The organism is Curvibacter sp. GW821-FHT09D12 (assembly GCF_059416245.1).
The window spans coordinates 375,911-392,413 of the sequence record NZ_JBWKOU010000003.1; the positions used below are offsets into that span (position 1 = coordinate 375,911).

A 16,503-nucleotide genomic window follows, 5' to 3' on the forward strand; every position below is an offset into this window, starting at 1 on the left:
TTTGGTATCGGTAGTAATCCATTGATCATTCAAGTTACAAAACTCATGTCCGCCCCGATGTTCTCCCGCTTGCATCACCCTTGCCGCCGCCTTGCCAGCGGTCGCGCACAGGGTGGCTTCTCATTGCTGGAGGTGCTGGTGGCCATTTTTGTGCTGTCCTTCGGCATGTTGGGCATGGTGGGCATGCAGTCGTTTTCGCTGCAGGCGAACCGCCAAGCCAGGCTGGCCTCGACGGCAGCAGGGCTGGCCCGCGAGATGGCTGAAATGATGCGAGGCAACAAGAATCAGGCCTTGCTCACCACCAACAACCCCTACTTCGTGGACCTCAGCGGCACCTTGACCCCGCCCACCGCAAATTACTGCCTCAGTGTGAGCAACAGCGGCACGGGCTGTACCAGCGCCACCGACATTGCCAACGCCGAAATGACCGAGTGGCTGGCGCGTGTAAACGCCGAATTGCCAGGTGCCAAGGTACAGATCTGCTTTGACAACTTGCCTTACGACAGCAACAACCTGCCGCAATGGGGCTGCAATGGCACGGGCACCGACTTTGTGGCCTACATCAAGCTTGCCTGGCCCCAGACCAGCACCGATCGCAGCGACACGGGCTCGGCGGTCACCGTGCAGGCCAGCACGCGGCCCATCATCATGATCCCCGTGACAGCCGGTAACACCTGATGCGTCTTGATCTGCCCCCTGCCCCCATGCGCCATCAAAGGGGCGTGACCCTGGTCGAATTGATGGTGGCCTTGGCCGTCAGCATGATCGTGGCCCTTGCGGCCTTGGCCGCCTTGAACATTGCCCGACAAGGCTTCACCGTCAATGACTCGGCCTCTCAGTTGCGGGAAAACGGGCGTTTTGTGTCTGACCTGCTGCAGCGTCTGGTGGTGCAGACAGGTTTCAAGGATTTGAGCTACGCCACCACCGTGCGCCCCACCAATGTGGCGGGCATTGTCAGCAACCCACCGCCTGCCATTTATGGGCTGAACAACAGGAGCCGCGTCAGCACCGACGCCTGGGATGCCGGCACCGCCTGGACATCCGGTGCCACCGGCTATGGCAGCGACATCCTGGTGCTGCGCTTTCAACCCAGCTCAACCTCGTCCACCGCCACGACCGCCGATGGCAGCATGATCAACTGCAATGGCGAGAACCTGACCACACTGCCAACCAATCGGGATGACCGCGCCATCAGCATCTTTCATGTGGGAGCCGATTCAGATGGTGAACCCAGCCTGATGTGCAGCTCCATCCCGGTCAACAGCAGCACCGTGACGCAGACCACCCTGGTGCGCGGGGTGGAGAATTTTCAGGTGCTTTACGGCACCGACAGCATCACCCCCAACAACACCGCCACCACCAGCACCCCCGACAGCCTCCCCGACCGTTACCTGCGTGCCGACGAATTGACCGTGGGCGGCAACCCAACAGCCACCTATTTCAACTGGCGCCGCGTGCGCAGCGTGCGCATCGGCCTGGTGTTGCGCAGCCCACTGGGCCAATCCACCGATGCCACCTCGGCCACCTTTTTGCCGTTCGGCGTCGGTCAGGGCAGCAGCTCAGGTTCAGCCGGCAGTGCCTTTTCCAGCAGCAACGACCCCGGCACCACGGCCAGCGAGAACACCTTCACCGATACCCGTTTCCGCCGTGCCGTGACCTTCACCATCCATTTGCGCAATGACCAGGGAAGCTGACATGGCCAAGCCTACCTCCAAGCGCCCGACCAGCATGGCAAAGCTTCAGCGCGGGGCTTCGCTGATCGTGGTTCTGATCCTGCTGATCGTGGTGTCCTTGCTGGGTGTTGGCAGCATCCAGATCGCGACCATGGGCGAGCGCAGCGCGCGCAACGACCGGGACCAGCAGATTGCCTGGCAGGCCGCCGAAGCGGCGTTGATGGATGCCGAGTTGGACATTGACCCCGCAGGCATGGGCACCGGCTCAAGGCGAGGTACCTTTGCCCCAATCACCGATGCCAGCGCCTTTGTACTCAACTGTGGAAGCTCGTCCACGAACCGCGGCCTGTGTGCTGAAAACCCAACCGGCAAGCCGGCCTGGTTAACTGTCGACTTTCTGAGTACCAGCACCCCAAAGACGGCCGCCTGGGGCGACTTCACCACACGCGTCACAACCTATCCGACCGGGGCAGGCTTGAAGTCTTACCAGGCGCCCCGCTACGTGATCGAAGCCATCAAGGACCCCGCCGAAGTACAGACCAAAGGCATCGTCGAGTCCCGTTACGTATTCCGCGTCACGGCCATGGGTTTCGGCCCGCGTCAGGACATCCAGGCCGTGATGCAAATGATTTACCGCGATTGAGCAGGCTACACCATGAACGCCCCTACCCCCCATCTCTCGTGGCTACAACAATGGCGTCTTGGCCTGATCCAGCGGGCTGGTTTTGCCACCGCCGCTGTCGCCCTGCTGCTGACCGGCCTGGGCCTGTCCTGGCTGGTGCACAGCCAGAGCACCGCGCCAAGCTACCCGGCGATTGCATTGGCATCCACACCGTTGTATGCGACCACCCCCATCGACAAACCCAGCCTCGCGCTGGCACTCTCCGTGGAATACCCCACCGTGGGTGCGCAATACACGCCAGGCGGCAGCAGTGACAACACCTACTCCAACGTCAACGAGTACCTGGGCTACTACGACGCCGAATCGTGCTACACCTACAACGACAGCCCCAGCGAAACACCGGCCACCGGCCTCAGCACCACCGACTACAAGCGCTTTGACCGCAGTGGCGCCGCCACCAATCGCAAGTGCAGCAATGCCTTCAGCGGCAACTTTCTGAACTGGGCCAGCAGTTCGGCCATCGACATGCTGCGCCTGGCCTTGTCAGGCGGCGATCGTTACATCGACCAGGACGGTCTGACCATTCTGCAACGCGCCCTGATCCCCAATGGCGACCCGATCTGCATGTGGAACAGCAGCAACTTCCCGGCCAAGCAGCTCAGCAAGGATGGCGGCGGCGCTGGCACCTACTGGGGTGCCGTACCCACCGCCATGATCACGGCAGCCAATGGCAGCGACATCTATGTGGCCAACACGCTCAACCGCATCTATTTCGGCACCTCGGCCACAGGGGACTGTGGCTCGGGGCCGAGCAGCTATGTGCTGAACAGTCCGGCGGCGAGCCAAGCCGTCGGGCCAATCACGACCTACGGCAATAAGAGTTTGCCCGGCAGTACGACCAATTGCGCCGCGGAGAACGGCACTTGCAGTTTCACCGGCGTCTTGGAGGTCTGGTATGGCTCAGGCAGCAAGTGGGCCGTGGCACCCGTCAAGAACGGGGTTGGGTGCAACAACACGGTGTTTGGAGACCCCTACCCTGGTGTGGCCAAGAATTGCTATACACGGACCTACACAGGTACCTGGACCCCGCCCGCAGCCACCGGCACGCAGCTCAACAGCGATGGGTTCTTCTATTCGCGGGTTCAGGTCTGCAACAAAAGCAGCGGAGCACTCGTAGACGTGCGCGATTACGGGCTGTGTTCGCTCTACCCCAGCGGCAATTACAAGCCCACGGGCGTGATCCAGAAGTACAGTGATCAACTGCGCTTGGCGGCCTTTGGTTACCTGATGGACCAGACCGCCAGCTACAACACCGGTGGTCGCTATGGCGGCGTGTTGCGTGCGCCCATGAAGTACGTGGGCTACAAGACGTTTGACGAAACCGGCAACGACAACACCCCCAGCACCGGCAATGCCAATGTCGAATGGAACACGACCACCGGCATCTTTGTCGCCAACCCGGACAGCAATGCCATGGGCATCAGCGGTGTGGTCAATTACCTCAACAAGTTCGGTCGCACCGGTCCGGTCGCTGGCCGATACAAGATCTACGACCCGGTGGGCGAGTTGCATTACGAGGTGCTGCGCTACCTGCAGGGCCTGAGCCCCAGCGCCGACGCCATCAGCAACATCACCGACACCTACAAGGACGGCTTCCCCGTCTTCACCACCTGGAGCGACCCCTATGGTGGCAGCCGCAGCAGCACGGCAGACTACTCCTGCGTGCGCAGCAACATCGTGGTGATTGGCGACATCAACACGCATGACGGCAATCGCCTGCCCACTCCGGACATGAGCAACAACATCATCGATATCAACGGATGGCGCACCACGGTTCAAAATTTCGAGAAGAACGTGACCACTGCCACCTACGTTGATGGGCAAGGCACCACCCGCAATACGGGCAACCCCAACGGGGCCAACAACAGTGTTCCCTCCGCCACCACCACAAGCCAGATCATGGGCTCGGCCTACTGGGCACACACCCACGACATCCGAGGGACCTCCTGGACCAATGCAACAACCATGCAACGCCCGGGCTTGCGTGTTAAGACCTTCCTCTTCGACGTCAACGAATACGGTGCCCAGAACGACGCCAACACCCGCCACTACGCGAACCAGTTCTTCATGGCCTCCAAGTACGGCGGCTTTGAGACCGACGCGTCCAACGTGGGCAGCAACCCCTACAACACCTGGGGCAACCCCTTCAAGCGGCAAGATGGCACCAACGACAACAATGTCTGGCAGAACCTGACCTCGCCCGGCGAAGCCAGCACCTATTACCTTCAAAGCAGTGCGCGTGGCGTTTTGAGTGCCTTCAACGGGATTTTCAGCCGCGCGGCCAACTCGTCGCGCAACATCGCCGGGGTTGCTTTGCAATCCAAGTACCTCACGGCCACCAATGGCAGCGTGATCTATCAGGGCGCCTTCGACACCAGCAACTGGACCGGCGACGTGCTCGCCCTGCCACTGACTGTGAGCAGTGGCACCGTCACCCTGGGCACCAATGCCAATTGGAGTGCCGCCGACATGCTGACCAACCGAGCCAACCCGGCCACCACGCGCAACATCGTGATGGGGGTATCCGGGGCCACGGCCAACCCCACAGCCACCGATTTTCAATGGGCCTCGATCAGCACCACCGTCCAAGCGGCGCTGAACAAGGCCTCGCCGACGGCAGCCACCGACACGCTCGGCCAAAGCCGACTCAACTACCTGCGCGGCGACCGCTCACTGGAGGGCACCACCTTCCGAACCCGCAGCAAGCTGCTCGGCGACATCATCAACTCCAGCGTGGTGTACGCAGGCAAGCCCGCCACGGGCTACACCGAAAACGCCTACAGCACTTTCTACACCAACAATGCCAGCCGTACCGCGGCCGTCTATGTCGGCGCGAACGACGGCATGCTGCACGCCTTCAATGCCAGCACCGGCGCCGAGCTGTTTGGCTACATCCCGAGCTGGATGGCCACCAAGCTGTCTGCCCTCACCGGCACCAGCTATGCCAACAACCATCAAAGCTATGTGGACGGACTGCCTGCCGTCGGTGAGGCTTGCGTGGGGTCCTCGCACACCCTGAGCGCCACCACCTGCACCTGGAAATCGGTGCTCGTCTCGGGCACTGGCGCCGGCGGCCAGGGGGTGTTCGCGCTCGATGTGACCGATCCGACGGCCTTCTCGGCGTCCAAGGTGATGTGGGAGTTCACCAACACCGACGACAACGACCTGGGCTATGTGGTTGGCCAACCGCAGATCCTCAAGCTGGCCACCAGCGCACCGGGGGCCTCATCGACCACCTATCGATGGTTTGCCGTGGTGGCCAGCGGCGTCAACAACTACGTGACCGATGCCAATGGCCGCTTCAGCAGCACCGGCAAGCCCGCGCTGTTCTTTCTGGCGCTGGACAAGGCCGCAGGCGATGCCTGGACCCTGGGCACCAACTATTACAAAGTGTCGTTGCCCTTGGACACCACGCTGGCCGCCAGCAAGGCGCCAGGGGTGAGCAATTTCACCCCCCTGTACGATGCAGCCGGCGCTGCCAACCGCATCTTTGTGGGCGACCTGCATGGCAAGCTCTGGAAGTTCGATTTCACGCCTCGGGCTGTCAGCACGACACGGGCGGCTTTTGACCCCACTGTGCTCGCCAACTGGAATGCCAACAACCTGTCCTTCTTCTCCAACAGCGGCGACCCAGCTGCCCCGGCGGCCTACCCGATGTACATCGCCAAGGACGGCACCACCAGCACCAACAACCAACCGATCTTCTCGCCCCCGAAGGTGGTCACCGGCCCGGTATTGGGTGGCCTGCAGACCTTCTACGTGATCTTTGGCACCGGCAAGTTCCTGGAATCCGGGGACAAGACCTCGACAGCGCAGAACTCGATCTATGCCATTTATGACGATGGCAAGACCACGCTCAACCAGTCAGACACGGCCACGCTGGCCAGCACCACCCCCAGTGTGATCACCGGCCGCAGCCGCTTGCAGGCTGGTACCCTGGACACAAGCGCCAAGACCATCACGGTATCAGCCTTTTTCTGGGGCCGCCCCATGACGGATACGGCCACCAGCAGTGACACCAGCACAGGCTCTACGGTCACACTGCCGCTGAAATCAGGTTGGTATTTCGATCTGCCCGTCTCGGGCGAGAAGATGATCAGCAACTTCCTGGACCTCAGCCCCCAGGTCACCTTCAATACCATCATCCCCGGTGCGGCGGGGGCCTCGGGCTCGTGCACCGCAACCCCAGGCAGCGGCAACCAATACGTGGTCACGATTGCCACCGGCAATGGGGGCTACACCGTCTCCACGGTGGGCCTGCTGGGTGCCAGCCTGTACATCGATACCGACTCGGGCACCTCACCGGTGTCACCCAGTGACAGCACTGGCCGTCGCACCCGAACCACCACCAAAACCAGCCTGCAAAGCGGCTCCACGGGCTCCGCCGTGGCCGGAACCCAGGTCGTCATCACCGACATCCTGGGCCGCCTGAGCTGGCGCCAGATCAACAATTACTGGGACTTGAAGGCCGCACCATGAGTTTCAAACGAGCCAATCAAGGCTTCACCCTCATCGAGTTGATGATCACTGTGGCCATCGTGGCCATCCTCGCCAAGGTGGCCCTAGGGGCCTACCAAGACTCGGTGCTCAAAGGCAAGCGTGCCCAGGGCCGTACGGCCATCACCGAGTTGCTGCTACAGCAGGAACGCTACCTGACGCAGCGCAATTGCTACTTGGCGTTCAGCTCGTCCACCAGCGCAGCCACTGCTCTGACTAGTTGCGGCAGCACCCCCAGCTTCACCGCCAGCACTTTTCCGTTCAAGTTCTACTCGGGTGACAACGCAAGCAGCCCGGCCTACCTGCTGAGCGCAGGAACCTGCACGGGCAGTACCGTTCTGAGCGATTGCGTGCAAATCACCGCCACGCCCCAGTTCAATGACACCGCAGTCGGATCCCTTCAGGCCACCAGCAGCGGCACCAAAAGCTGCACCGGCACCGCCGCATCCACCAACCCCAAGCTGTGCTGGCCATGAAAGCCTTGCCACATCGGGGCTCGCAGGGATTCACGCTGATCGAGCTGATCGTGGTGATGGCCATCATCGTGGTGCTGGCCGTGGTGGCCATCCCCAATTTTGTGACCTTTCAGCGCAACTCACAGCTGACCTCGACGGCCAATGGCCTGCTGGCGTCAATCAATGCTGCGCGCGGCGAGGCCATGAAACGCAATCAGACAGCGTTCGTCGTGCCCAACACCGGCACCGACTGGACGACAGGTTGGAAGGTGTTTGTTTCGAGGCCCGGCTACAGCACCTCTACCGGGGTGTACGACCCGACCTCGACTGACGTCACATCCTCTACCTACAACGACGGACATGACCTGTTGGTGCAAAGCGTGCCGGCCCAGCCCAGCTACCTCAGTATCACTTCCAGCGACTCGGCAGGCACGGCCGTGGGCCTGATCCGCTTCGACGGCTCGGGCTACTCCAAGACCTCCGACAACAGCGGCTTTCAAGCCATGACCCTGCGCCTGCGCCGCAACGACGTGAGCACAGGCCAGCAACCCGCCGAGACCCGCATCATGGTGCTGGCCCGAACGGGCCGGGCCCGGGTGTGCAAGCCAGCCTCGTCCAGCGACAGCAACTGCAGCACCACGTCCACACAATGAGTGCGGGCTGGTTCGGCCCCCTACAATGCGCGCCGTGAACACCCCCGTCCTCAACATCTCCTGCTACAAGTTTGTGCCGCTGCCTGATGCGGCCACACTCCGCGATCAACTGGCCGAGCAGACCCAACGCCTGGCGTTGCGCGGCACCATCCTGCTGGCCGAGGAAGGCATCAACTTCTTCCTGGCCGGGCCCGCTGAGGCTGTGCGCGAGGTGGTCAACACCCTGCGCCAAGATCCGCGCCTGGCCGATCTGGCGCCCAAGGAGAGCTGGTCAGACCACCAGCCGTTTCGCAAGATGCTGGTCAAGGTCAAGCGCGAGATCATCCGCATGAACCACCCCACCATCCGCCCTGCCGAAGGTCGGGCCCCCGCCGTCACGCCGGCCACAGTGCGCCGTTGGCTGGAACAAGGCCATGACGATGAAGGTCGGCCCGTGGTCACCCTGGACACCCGCAATGCCTTCGAAGTGGACCACGGCACGTTTGAAGGCGCGGTCGACTGGCGCATCCAAAAGTTCACCGAATTTCCAGACGCCTTGCGTGCCCACAAAGCTGAACTGCAGGACAAGACCGTGGTGAGCTTCTGCACCGGCGGCATCCGGTGCGAAAAGGCCGCCATCCTGATGCGCGAGGAAGGCCTGCCCCATGTCTATCAGCTCGAAGGCGGCATCCTCAAGTACTTCGAGGAAACCGACGGCGCCCATTACCAAGGCAGCTGCTTTGTGTTTGACGAGCGCGAAGCGCTGGCGCCGGACCTGTCGCCGCTGCGCTGAGCCCGCTCCAGGGGCCCGGGGCCAAAGCCCCTGCCCCCTTCGATTTCCGGCTCAGTGGCCGGGACGCACCGGCAGATCGATGCGCTCGGTCTCGCCGGGCACCTGCCCCATGCCGGCCTCCGCACGCCCCTGAGCCCAGTCCTGCTCGGCCTGCTCGATGCGGGCCTTGGACGTCGAGACAAAGTTCCAGCGGATGTTTCGATGGCCCAGGGGCTGCCCCCCCACCAAGACCCAGCGACAGCCCTCAGGGCCGGCCTTCAAATCCAGCGAGCCCTGCGGCAGCACCAGCTGCTGCAAAGGCAAGGCCTGTTCGCCCGCCAGCAAGCCGCCCTGCACCACGTACAAGGCCTGCTCCTGGGCCAGCAAGGGCAGGTGCAAAGTGGCACCAGGCGCCATCTGCACATCGAGGTACAGCGTGGGCGACAAAGTCTGCACCGGTGAGCGGTGACCAAAGGCCTCACCCACCAGCACCCGCACCTGGACGCCGGGGTATTGAATTTCAGGCAGCGCCTCGGCCGGGGTATGGACAAAGCTCGGCACCACGTCTTCCAGCGCTTCGGGCAAGGCCACCCACAGCTGCAAGCCATGCATGGCATAGGACTGGTCCGTCAGGTCAGGCGGGCGGCGTTCCGAATGCACGATGCCCCGGCCGGCCGTCATCCAGTTGATCGCACCGGGCTCGATGCGTTGCTCGAAGCCCAGGTTGTCGCGGTGGATCTGCGCCCCTTCAAACAGGTAGGTCACCGTGGCCAGACCGATGTGCGGATGGGGGCGCACGTCAAACTGATCGGCAGGCTGCACCTGCACCGGCCCGAAGTGGTCGAAGAACAGAAAAGGCCCCACGGCCTGCCGCTGCGCTGCCGGCAAGGCCCGGCGCACCAGGAAGCCGCCACCCAGGTCTTTGGTGTGGGGCGAAATCAGGGTCCAGGACGTCATGGGCGGTGCTCCTTGCGAAATAAATGGGAGGCCTGCACCCACCGGGCAGCAGGCCCCAGGCCCCTTCGATTATTTGGCGAGGCGGGCTGCCGTGGCGGCCACGCGGGCGCCGAACGCCTTGGCCCCTTCCAGGTCACCCGGCAGCATTTCGGCGGGCGAGCAGTCCGAGGGGCTCTGGGCCATGGCGCCAAGCGAAGCACCGAGCACGTTCGAGTCGTTGCGCTGGGCCGCCTTGCTGTTGCTGGGCAACAAACCCAGGCCTACCCAGACACCGCCATGCTGCATGGCCAGGGTCATCAGGTATTGCAGGGTGCTTTGCTTGTCGCCATTCAGCGAGGCGCTGTTGGTGAAACCGGCGAAAAGCTTGTCCTTCCAGGCTTGGGTGAACCAGGCCTTGGAGCTGGCGTCGGCAAACTTCTTGAACTGCCAGCTGACCGAGCCCATGTAGGTGGGCGAGCCCAGGACGATGGCGTCCGCGGCGTTCAGGGTGTCCCAGCCGCCTTCGGGCAGGTTGCCCTCGGCGTCGATGGGCAGCAGGGTGGCGCCGGCGCCTTCGGCCACCGATTGCGCCATGCGCAGGGTATGACCATAACCCGAGTGGAAAACAACAACGACTTTTGCCATGAAAGACTCCTTGGTTGAGAAACCTTGGTTGAGAAAAACGGATTCTGACGCCCGCTCAGGGCGCCAGTTCAAACACCAGCACTTCGGCATCGCGGCCGTGACTGAGGGAGAGTTGGCTCTCGTGCTCCAGCAGCAGCGCATCGCCGCCCTCCAGGCACTGGCCGTTGGCCTGCAGTTGCCCGCGCACCAGGTGCACATAGGCCTTGCGGCCCGTGCGCAGCGCCAGGGTGGCCTGTTCGGCCTCCCCGTCGAACAGGCCGGCGTACAGACGGGCATCGGCATGGAGGCGCACCGAGCCGTCGGCGCCATCGGCCGATGCCACCAGGCGCAGTCGACCGCGCTTGTCGGCGTCTGAGAATGCCTTCTGCTCGTAGCCAGGCTCGATGCCCTGCACGTCGGGCAGGATCCAGATCTGCAGAAAGTGGGTCGTCTGGCCCGGGGCGTGGTTGAACTCGCTGTGGGTCACACCGCGTCCGGCGCTCATGCGCTGCACCTCGCCAGGCCGGATGCCCTTGACGTGGCCCATGCTGTCCTGGTGGGCCAACTCACCACTCAGCACGTAGCTGATGATTTCCATGTCACGGTGGCCATGGGTACCGAAACCAGTGCCGGGCGCAATGCGGTCTTCGTTGATCACCCGCAGGTTGCCCCAGCCCATGTGGCGCGGATCGTGGTAGCCGGCAAAAGAGAAACTGTGGAAGGACTTCAGCCAGCCGTGATCGGCATAACCTCGTTCCCCTGATTTGCGAATGCTGAGCATGGTGTGCATCTCCTGAAGCTGAACTTTAGGGCCCGCCCCGCGTTCTGCCATGCGCGGTGATTGATGGCATCATTCATTTTTTTTGAATCGACGTTGGCCATGCCCTCCACGACCCCCACGGCCCGCGATGTCCTGACCCCCGATGCCCTGGGCATGTTGAAGGAAATCGCCCAGAGCGGCAGCTTTGCGGCGGCGGCGCGGCAACTCAACCTGGTCCCCAGCGCCCTCACCTACCGGGTGCGCGCCATCGAAGACGCATTGGACGTGCTGCTGTTTGACCGCAGCAGCCGCCAGGCCCGCCTGACCGAGGCGGGGCAGGAACTGCTGCGCGAAGGGGAGCGCCTGCTGGACGAGATCGATGCCGTGGCCAACCGTGTCAAGCGTGTGGCCACGGGGTGGGAACCTCAGTTCACCCTGGCCGCCGACGGCGTGATCACCCGCAGCACCCTGCTGGAGCTGACCGGCGACTTCTTCCAGCTCAACCCGCCGACACGGCTGCGCATCCGTGACGAGATCATGACCGGCACCTTGCAGGCTGTGGTGCTGGGGCATGCCGACCTGGCCGTCGGCGTGGTGATGGATGGCTCTACCCCCACTGACATCCAGCAGCGTGAGCTGGGGGTGATGCACTTCCTGTATGTGGTGGCCCCGCACCACCCCCTGGCCAAGATCGAAGAGCCTCTGTGCGACGACCTGATTCGTCAACACAGAGCAGTTGCCGTCGCCGACTCCAGTCAGCGTGGCCGGGGCATGACCGTCAACCTGCTGCCCGGCCAGGATGTTTTCACGGTGCCCACCATGCAGGCCAAGGTCGAAGCCCAGTTGCGCGGGCTGGGTGCGGGCTTTCTGCCCGAATCCATGGTGCGAAACTACCTCGAAGCAGGCATGCTGATCCACAAGCCCTTGGAGCGGGCAGCGCGCACGGTCCGCTGCGGCTATGCCTGGCGGGCCAGCCCGGGCCAACGTCCGGGGCGGGCGCTGCAATGGTGGCTGGATCGCCTGGAGTCGGCCGCCACCCGGCAAGCGTTGCTGGAACAGCCTCGCCCTGTCGTGCGCTGAGGCCGGGCCAGGAACGTGCTGACGCTCACAGGGGCGGGAAAGCCCTGAAGCCTGCAACACAAAACGCTGATCCAACTCGTCCGGAGCGACCGCCAATTGGGTTAGGCTTTGTGACGTCCTCATTGATCGGAGACCCAGCATGGCAAAACGTCCTCGCAGCTCGACCGGCCCGCGCAAGAAGCCGGCCTCACCCACCCTGGTGCCCCAACGCATTGCCATCGTCGGCGCCGGCATGGCCGGCATCACCTGCGCCCGTACCCTGGCCCAGGCGGGTCACGACGTCACCGTGTTCGAGAAGAGCGCGGGCGTCAGCGGCCGCATGGCCAGCACCGACTCGGCCTTTGGCAGTTTCGACACCGGAGCCCAGTACTTCACGGTGCGCGATCCCCGCTTTGAGCTGGCCCTGGCCACCGCCCCCAACGCTGCCCGCCGCTGGAGCGCCAATGCCGTGCGCGTGCTCGATGAGCATGGCCAGGTCAGCTCCCCCAGCCTGCCCCACCCCGAACCCCATTGGGTGGGTGTACCGGCCATGAACCGCCTGGTGAGTGACTGGGCCGCGCCCTTGCAAGCCCAGGGCCGCCTGCTCACGCAGACCCGCGTCAGTGCCCTGCAGCGCGACACCCTGCAACCCCAACGCTGGCAACTGCACACCGCTGGCGACGACGGCAGCAGCCAGGTCCACGCCGGCTTTGACGCCGTGCTGCTGGCCCTGCCGGCCCCCCAGGCGGCCGAACTGCTGGCCGCAGTGCCCAGCGCCAATGCCCTGGTCGAAGCCTTGCAGCCCGTGACCATCGCCCCCTGCTGGACCCTGATGCTGGCCTTCCCGCAGGCGGTGCAGCCGGGCCTGACCACCTTGGGCCCGCAATGGAACGCGGCCCGCAGCACCCACCACCGCATCGCCTGGCTGGCACGCGAATCATCCAAGCCCGGACGCAGCCAGATCGAGCGCTGGACCGTCCAGGCCAGCGATGTCTGGTCAAGCGAACACCTGGACGACAGCGCCGAGCGTGTGCAGGGCAAGCTGCACCGCGCCTTTGTCGACATCACGGGCATCCATGCCGAGCCCAGCCACATCGCACTCAAACGCTGGAAGCACGCCAAAACGCTCAAGCCCCTGGGTCAGACCCACCTTTGGGACCCGGCCAATGGCGTCGGACTGTGCGGCGACTGGTGCCTGGGCCACCGGGTCGAAGACGCCTTCGTGTCCGGCCTGAGCCTGGCGCTCTCGCTGAGCTGACCTGCCCCCCGGGCGGCCATGCCTCTGCCATGCCTCTGCCACTTGGCGGCTACACCGGCCGCTTTGCCCCCTCCCCCACCGGCCCGCTGCACGCGGGCTCACTGGTCGCGGCCCTGGCCAGCTGGCTTGACGCCCGGGCCCATGGCGGGCAGTGGCTGGTGCGCATCGAAGACATCGACCCACCGCGCTGCAGCCCGGGCGCTGACCAACACCTGCTGCAACAATTGGCGGCCTGCGGCCTGCACCCCGATCAGCCACCGGTCTGGCAATCCCAACGCCATGCGCTGTACGCCAGCGCCCTGCAGACCCTGATCCAGGCGGGGCTGGCCTATGGCTGTGCCTGCACCCGCAAGGAGATCGAGGCCGCCCTGCTGGCCCAAGGCCTGCAGCGGGCAAGGCACCAGCAAGCCGTCTACCCGGGCACCTGCCGCCAGGGCCGCCAAGGCCGCCCCGTGCGGGCCTGGCGCTTGGCCGTGGGGCAGATCCCCGGGGCCACCGCCCTGCGCTGGCAGGACCGGCGGCTGGGGCCCCAGATCCAGGATGTGGCGGCCGAAGTGGGCGACTTCGTGCTCCAGCGCGCCGATGGCCTGTGGGCCTACCAGTTGGCCGTGGTCGTGGACGATGCGGCCCAGGGCGTGACCGACATCGTGCGCGGCGCCGACCTGTGCGACAACACGGCGCGCCAGATCCTGCTGCAACACGCGCTGAACCTGCCCACGCCGCGTTACCTGCACACCCCGCTGGTGCTGGACGCACGGGGTGAGAAACTGTCCAAGCAGCATGGGGCGCCAGCCATCGACACGTCAAGCCCAGCCGCCTGCCTGGCCGCTCTGCGCCAAGCTGCCGCGGCCCTGGATTTGCCGCATGCAACCGCGCCCGACGCCAGCATCAGCGATCAACTGACCCAATGGACCGGCCTGTGGCGGGCGCGCTGGGCCTGAATGAGCCCACAAGGCGCCCGCTTGCCTACAATCTCACTCCATTTGGCGCCACCCGGCCGCCTGGCCCAGCGCCTGAAACCCCGACATCATGCAAGAACACCAAGAACACACCACCCCCGTGGCCCCCGCCCCAGTGGACGAACCGTCTGGCACGGCCTCTGACGCCCAGCCGACCGGCGCCCCTGCCGGCGTGGCCTTCCCCAAGACCATCAAGAGCTTTGTGCGGCGCGCCGGCCGCACCACCACCGGACAGGCCAAGGCCTTTGAGTTGCTAGGCCCCCGCTTCATCCTGCCCTACCGCGCCGCGCCACTGGACCTGAGCGAAGCCTTTGGCGCGCCGGGCCCGGTGGTGCTGGAGATCGGCTTCGGCATGGGCGACGCCACGGCCCACATTGCAGCCCTGATGCCTGACACGCACTTTCTGTGCTGCGAAGTGCATGAACCCGGAGTGGGTGCCCTGCTCAAGCAGGTGGGTGAGCGCGGGCTGAGCAACATCCGCATCCTGCAGCACGACGCGGTCGAGGTGATCGACAACATGCTGCCTCATGGCGTGCTCGAAGGCGTGCACATCTTCTTTCCCGACCCTTGGCACAAGACCAAGCACAACAAGCGACGCTTGATCCAAGCGCCGCTGGTGGCCAAATTGGCCGCCCGGCTGCGCCCCGGCGGTTACCTGCATTGCGCCACCGACTGGCAGCCCTATGCCGAGCAGATGCTGGAGGTACTGGGTGCCGAGCCTCTGTTGCGCAATCGCCAGGCCGCCGGTGGCTACGCCGATCGCCCAGCCTACCGGCCCGAGACCAAATTCGAGCGCCGGGGCCTGCGTCTGGGGCATGGCGTCTGGGATCTGGTGTTCGAAAAGACCCCGTGACAGCCCCCGTGACCGGAGCGGTTCGCCCCTGGGGGCTGACCCCAGGCGCTGGCGGGCGAGGCAGTGACCCCAACGCCTGCCCAAGGCCCGGGTCTGCTGCATTTATGCGACAAAACTGTCTGAAATCAAACAATTCTCAGGACAGCCCAGCACCGCACAAGCGTGCTTTTACAAAAACTGGCTACCATCGCGCCTCATCCATCTTCTGCCGGGATTGAAACGGATCCGCCTCATTCGGCCCGGCTCGAACTCGTCATTTCCCCTTGTGTGCAACCGGTTTTGACAATGAATCCACTTTTGCAGCATCTGGTCGAGATCACGGGTCATCGAGATCACGCCCGCCTGGAGATCTCGGTCATCTCGGCCTTGCATCAGTTGGGCAATGTGAAAGAGGTTCGCGCCCTGGAGGTGGTGACCATTGGTGAAGAGACCCACGTGCGGCCCAAGGCCTGGATCAGCGAGGGGGCACTCCAATCCATCGAAGACCCTCAGCACGCCGACATTCCGCGCCTGCCTCTGATGGCCTACCCGGCCTTGGCCACCTGCATCGCCGAAAAATCTGCCGGTCGGGAAGAGCGCTCTTCCAGCGGGGAGCATGAGCTGTGGCTGCCGGTGTGGCTGCAGGAGAAGGTGGTGGCCTGCCTGGAGATCCGCAACGACAGCCCCTTTGCCCAGGACACCCTGAACGTGATCCATGGCATCTTTCACGTCTACCGCAACTACCAGAGCCTGCTCGACTACAGCGAGCGCGATGCACTGACCGGCTTGTTCAACCGCAAGACCTTTGACGCCGAGTTTGCCCGTCCCGGCCACAGCCCAGCCGCCAATGGCGCGGCAGAGGCCAACGATGAAGACAGCCCCCGTCATTGGCTGGCCGTGGTGGACATTGACCACTTCAAACAGGTCAACGACCGTTTCGGTCACCTGTACGGCGACGAGGTGCTGATCCTGATGGCCAACCTGTTGCGGGCGTCCTTCCGGGCCCAGGATCGGATTTTCCGCTTTGGTGGCGAGGAATTTGTGATCCTGCTGCGCTCCGCCACGCTGGCCACCGCACGGCAGATCTTCAACCGCTTTCGCCAGGCCGTGGAGCACCATGACTTTCCGCAGGTCGGGCGCGTCACCGTCAGCGTGGGTTTCGTCAGTACCCACGAAGGGTCTGCGGTCGAGATCCTGGGGCACGCAGACCAGGCGCTCTATTTCGCCAAGGAGCACGGCCGTAACCAGGTCTGCCATTACGACGAACTCATCGGCTCAGGCCAGTTGAAGAAGCAAACGCAGGCCCACGACGAAGTCGAGCTGTTCTGAACGGCCGCTGCAGAACGCAGAGCCGATCGCTGCCG

15 protein-coding genes are annotated in these 16,503 nt (G+C 64.1%); 12 read left to right on the forward strand and 3 right to left on the reverse strand.

Features of this window, described 5'->3' with window-relative positions; translation table 11 throughout:
- The first annotated feature begins 45 nt into the window (after positions 1-45).
- From pilV to AC07PT_RS06600, 7 genes are read left to right on the forward strand one after another with little or no spacing between them, the layout of a single operon-like run.
- The gene (gene pilV, locus AC07PT_RS06570; protein WP_494656180.1) at positions 46-678 is read left to right on the forward strand and encodes a type IV pilus modification protein PilV; all 633 of its coding nucleotides are present in this window, start codon (positions 46-48) and stop codon (positions 676-678) included.
- Positions 679-704: 26 nt separating this feature from the next.
- A complete protein-coding gene (locus tag AC07PT_RS06575; protein WP_494656181.1) occupies positions 705-1,694 on the forward strand; it encodes a PilW family protein in 990 nt (329 codons plus the stop codon).
- A 1-nt stretch (position 1,695) separates the two neighbouring features.
- Positions 1,696-2,316, forward strand: coding sequence for a pilus assembly PilX family protein (locus AC07PT_RS06580; RefSeq protein ID WP_494656182.1), 621 nt, complete (start codon positions 1,696-1,698; stop codon positions 2,314-2,316).
- Between the two features lie 12 nt (positions 2,317-2,328).
- Positions 2,329-6,834 (forward strand): pilus assembly protein, encoded by a 4,506-nt coding sequence (locus tag AC07PT_RS06585; protein WP_494656183.1) that lies wholly within the window; start codon positions 2,329-2,331, stop codon positions 6,832-6,834.
- Entirely contained in the window at positions 6,831-7,328 is a 498-nt protein-coding gene (locus AC07PT_RS06590; RefSeq protein WP_494656184.1) for a type IV pilin protein, read from the forward strand. The genes AC07PT_RS06585 and AC07PT_RS06590 overlap by 4 nt, the downstream gene beginning before the upstream one ends.
- Positions 7,325-7,960 carry a GspH/FimT family pseudopilin gene (locus AC07PT_RS06595; RefSeq protein WP_494656185.1) on the forward strand — a complete coding sequence of 212 codons (636 nt, stop codon included), beginning with the start codon at positions 7,325-7,327 and terminating at the stop codon, positions 7,958-7,960. Before AC07PT_RS06590 ends, AC07PT_RS06595 begins: the two co-directional genes overlap by 4 nt.
- A 25-nt stretch (positions 7,961-7,985) precedes the next feature.
- Entirely contained in the window at positions 7,986-8,732 is a 747-nt protein-coding gene (locus AC07PT_RS06600) for a sulfurtransferase (RefSeq protein WP_494656186.1), read from the forward strand.
- Between the two features lie 51 nt (positions 8,733-8,783).
- On the opposite strand, the gene AC07PT_RS06605 is transcribed toward AC07PT_RS06600, so the two are convergent.
- From AC07PT_RS06605 to AC07PT_RS06615, 3 genes are all read right to left on the reverse strand, one after another.
- Complete coding sequence (locus AC07PT_RS06605) at positions 8,784-9,668, reverse strand: pirin family protein (protein ID WP_494656187.1); 885 nt, start codon at positions 9,666-9,668, stop codon at positions 8,784-8,786.
- A gap of 69 nt (positions 9,669-9,737) precedes the next feature.
- Positions 9,738-10,292, reverse strand: coding sequence for a flavodoxin family protein (locus AC07PT_RS06610; protein ID WP_492349084.1), 555 nt, complete (start codon positions 10,290-10,292; stop codon positions 9,738-9,740).
- Between the two features lie 55 nt (positions 10,293-10,347).
- Positions 10,348-11,052, reverse strand: a complete 705-nt coding sequence (locus AC07PT_RS06615) for a pirin family protein (RefSeq protein WP_494656188.1) — start codon at positions 11,050-11,052, stop codon at positions 10,348-10,350.
- Between the two features lie 99 nt (positions 11,053-11,151).
- On the opposite strand from AC07PT_RS06615, the gene AC07PT_RS06620 reads away from it, so the two are divergent.
- The 5 genes from AC07PT_RS06620 (at position 11,152) to AC07PT_RS06640 (ending at position 16,468) form a co-directional block, all read left to right on the forward strand.
- On the forward strand, positions 11,152-12,111 hold the full coding sequence (locus AC07PT_RS06620; protein ID WP_494656189.1) for a LysR family transcriptional regulator: 960 nt from the start codon (positions 11,152-11,154) through the stop codon (positions 12,109-12,111).
- Between the two features lie 139 nt (positions 12,112-12,250).
- Positions 12,251-13,348: an NAD(P)/FAD-dependent oxidoreductase gene (locus AC07PT_RS06625; RefSeq protein ID WP_492349087.1), complete on the forward strand. Its 1,098-nt coding sequence runs from the start codon at positions 12,251-12,253 to the stop codon at positions 13,346-13,348.
- 29 nt (positions 13,349-13,377) lie between these two features.
- Complete coding sequence (gene gluQRS, locus AC07PT_RS06630; RefSeq protein ID WP_494656190.1) at positions 13,378-14,289, forward strand: tRNA glutamyl-Q(34) synthetase GluQRS; 912 nt, start codon at positions 13,378-13,380, stop codon at positions 14,287-14,289.
- Positions 14,290-14,377: 88 nt separating this feature from the next.
- Positions 14,378-15,160, forward strand: coding sequence for a tRNA (guanosine(46)-N7)-methyltransferase TrmB (gene trmB / locus AC07PT_RS06635; RefSeq protein WP_494656191.1), 783 nt, complete (start codon positions 14,378-14,380; stop codon positions 15,158-15,160).
- 285 nt (positions 15,161-15,445) lie between these two features.
- Complete coding sequence (locus tag AC07PT_RS06640; protein ID WP_492349090.1) at positions 15,446-16,468, forward strand: GGDEF domain-containing protein; 1,023 nt, start codon at positions 15,446-15,448, stop codon at positions 16,466-16,468.
- Positions 16,469-16,503 lie beyond the last annotated feature (35 nt).

What these genes read in the sequence shown, in the direction of transcription:
- trmB (WP_494656191.1), top strand. Translation starts at nt 14,378, where the DNA reads ATGCAAGAACACCAAGAACACACCACCCCCGTGGCCCCCGCCCCAGTG.
- AC07PT_RS06605 (WP_494656187.1), bottom strand. Translation starts at nt 9,668, where the DNA reads ATGACGTCCTGGACCCTGATTTCGCCCCACACCAAAGACCTGGGTGGC.
- AC07PT_RS06575 (WP_494656181.1), top strand. Translation starts at nt 705, where the DNA reads ATGCGCCATCAAAGGGGCGTGACCCTGGTCGAATTGATGGTGGCCTTG.
- AC07PT_RS06585 (WP_494656183.1), top strand. Translation starts at nt 2,329, where the DNA reads ATGAACGCCCCTACCCCCCATCTCTCGTGGCTACAACAATGGCGTCTT.
- AC07PT_RS06640 (WP_492349090.1), top strand. Translation starts at nt 15,446, where the DNA reads ATGAATCCACTTTTGCAGCATCTGGTCGAGATCACGGGTCATCGAGAT.
- AC07PT_RS06600 (WP_494656186.1), top strand. Translation starts at nt 7,986, where the DNA reads ATGCGCGCCGTGAACACCCCCGTCCTCAACATCTCCTGCTACAAGTTT.
- AC07PT_RS06615 (WP_494656188.1), bottom strand. Translation starts at nt 11,052, where the DNA reads ATGCTCAGCATTCGCAAATCAGGGGAACGAGGTTATGCCGATCACGGC.
- AC07PT_RS06590 (WP_494656184.1), top strand. Translation starts at nt 6,831, where the DNA reads ATGAGTTTCAAACGAGCCAATCAAGGCTTCACCCTCATCGAGTTGATG.
- pilV (WP_494656180.1), top strand. Translation starts at nt 46, where the DNA reads ATGTCCGCCCCGATGTTCTCCCGCTTGCATCACCCTTGCCGCCGCCTT.
- gluQRS (WP_494656190.1), top strand. Translation starts at nt 13,378, where the DNA reads ATGCCTCTGCCACTTGGCGGCTACACCGGCCGCTTTGCCCCCTCCCCC.
- AC07PT_RS06580 (WP_494656182.1), top strand. Translation starts at nt 1,696, where the DNA reads ATGGCCAAGCCTACCTCCAAGCGCCCGACCAGCATGGCAAAGCTTCAG.
- AC07PT_RS06625 (WP_492349087.1), top strand. Translation starts at nt 12,251, where the DNA reads ATGGCAAAACGTCCTCGCAGCTCGACCGGCCCGCGCAAGAAGCCGGCC.
- AC07PT_RS06620 (WP_494656189.1), top strand. Translation starts at nt 11,152, where the DNA reads ATGCCCTCCACGACCCCCACGGCCCGCGATGTCCTGACCCCCGATGCC.
- AC07PT_RS06610 (WP_492349084.1), bottom strand. Translation starts at nt 10,292, where the DNA reads ATGGCAAAAGTCGTTGTTGTTTTCCACTCGGGTTATGGTCATACCCTG.
- AC07PT_RS06595 (WP_494656185.1), top strand. Translation starts at nt 7,325, where the DNA reads ATGAAAGCCTTGCCACATCGGGGCTCGCAGGGATTCACGCTGATCGAG.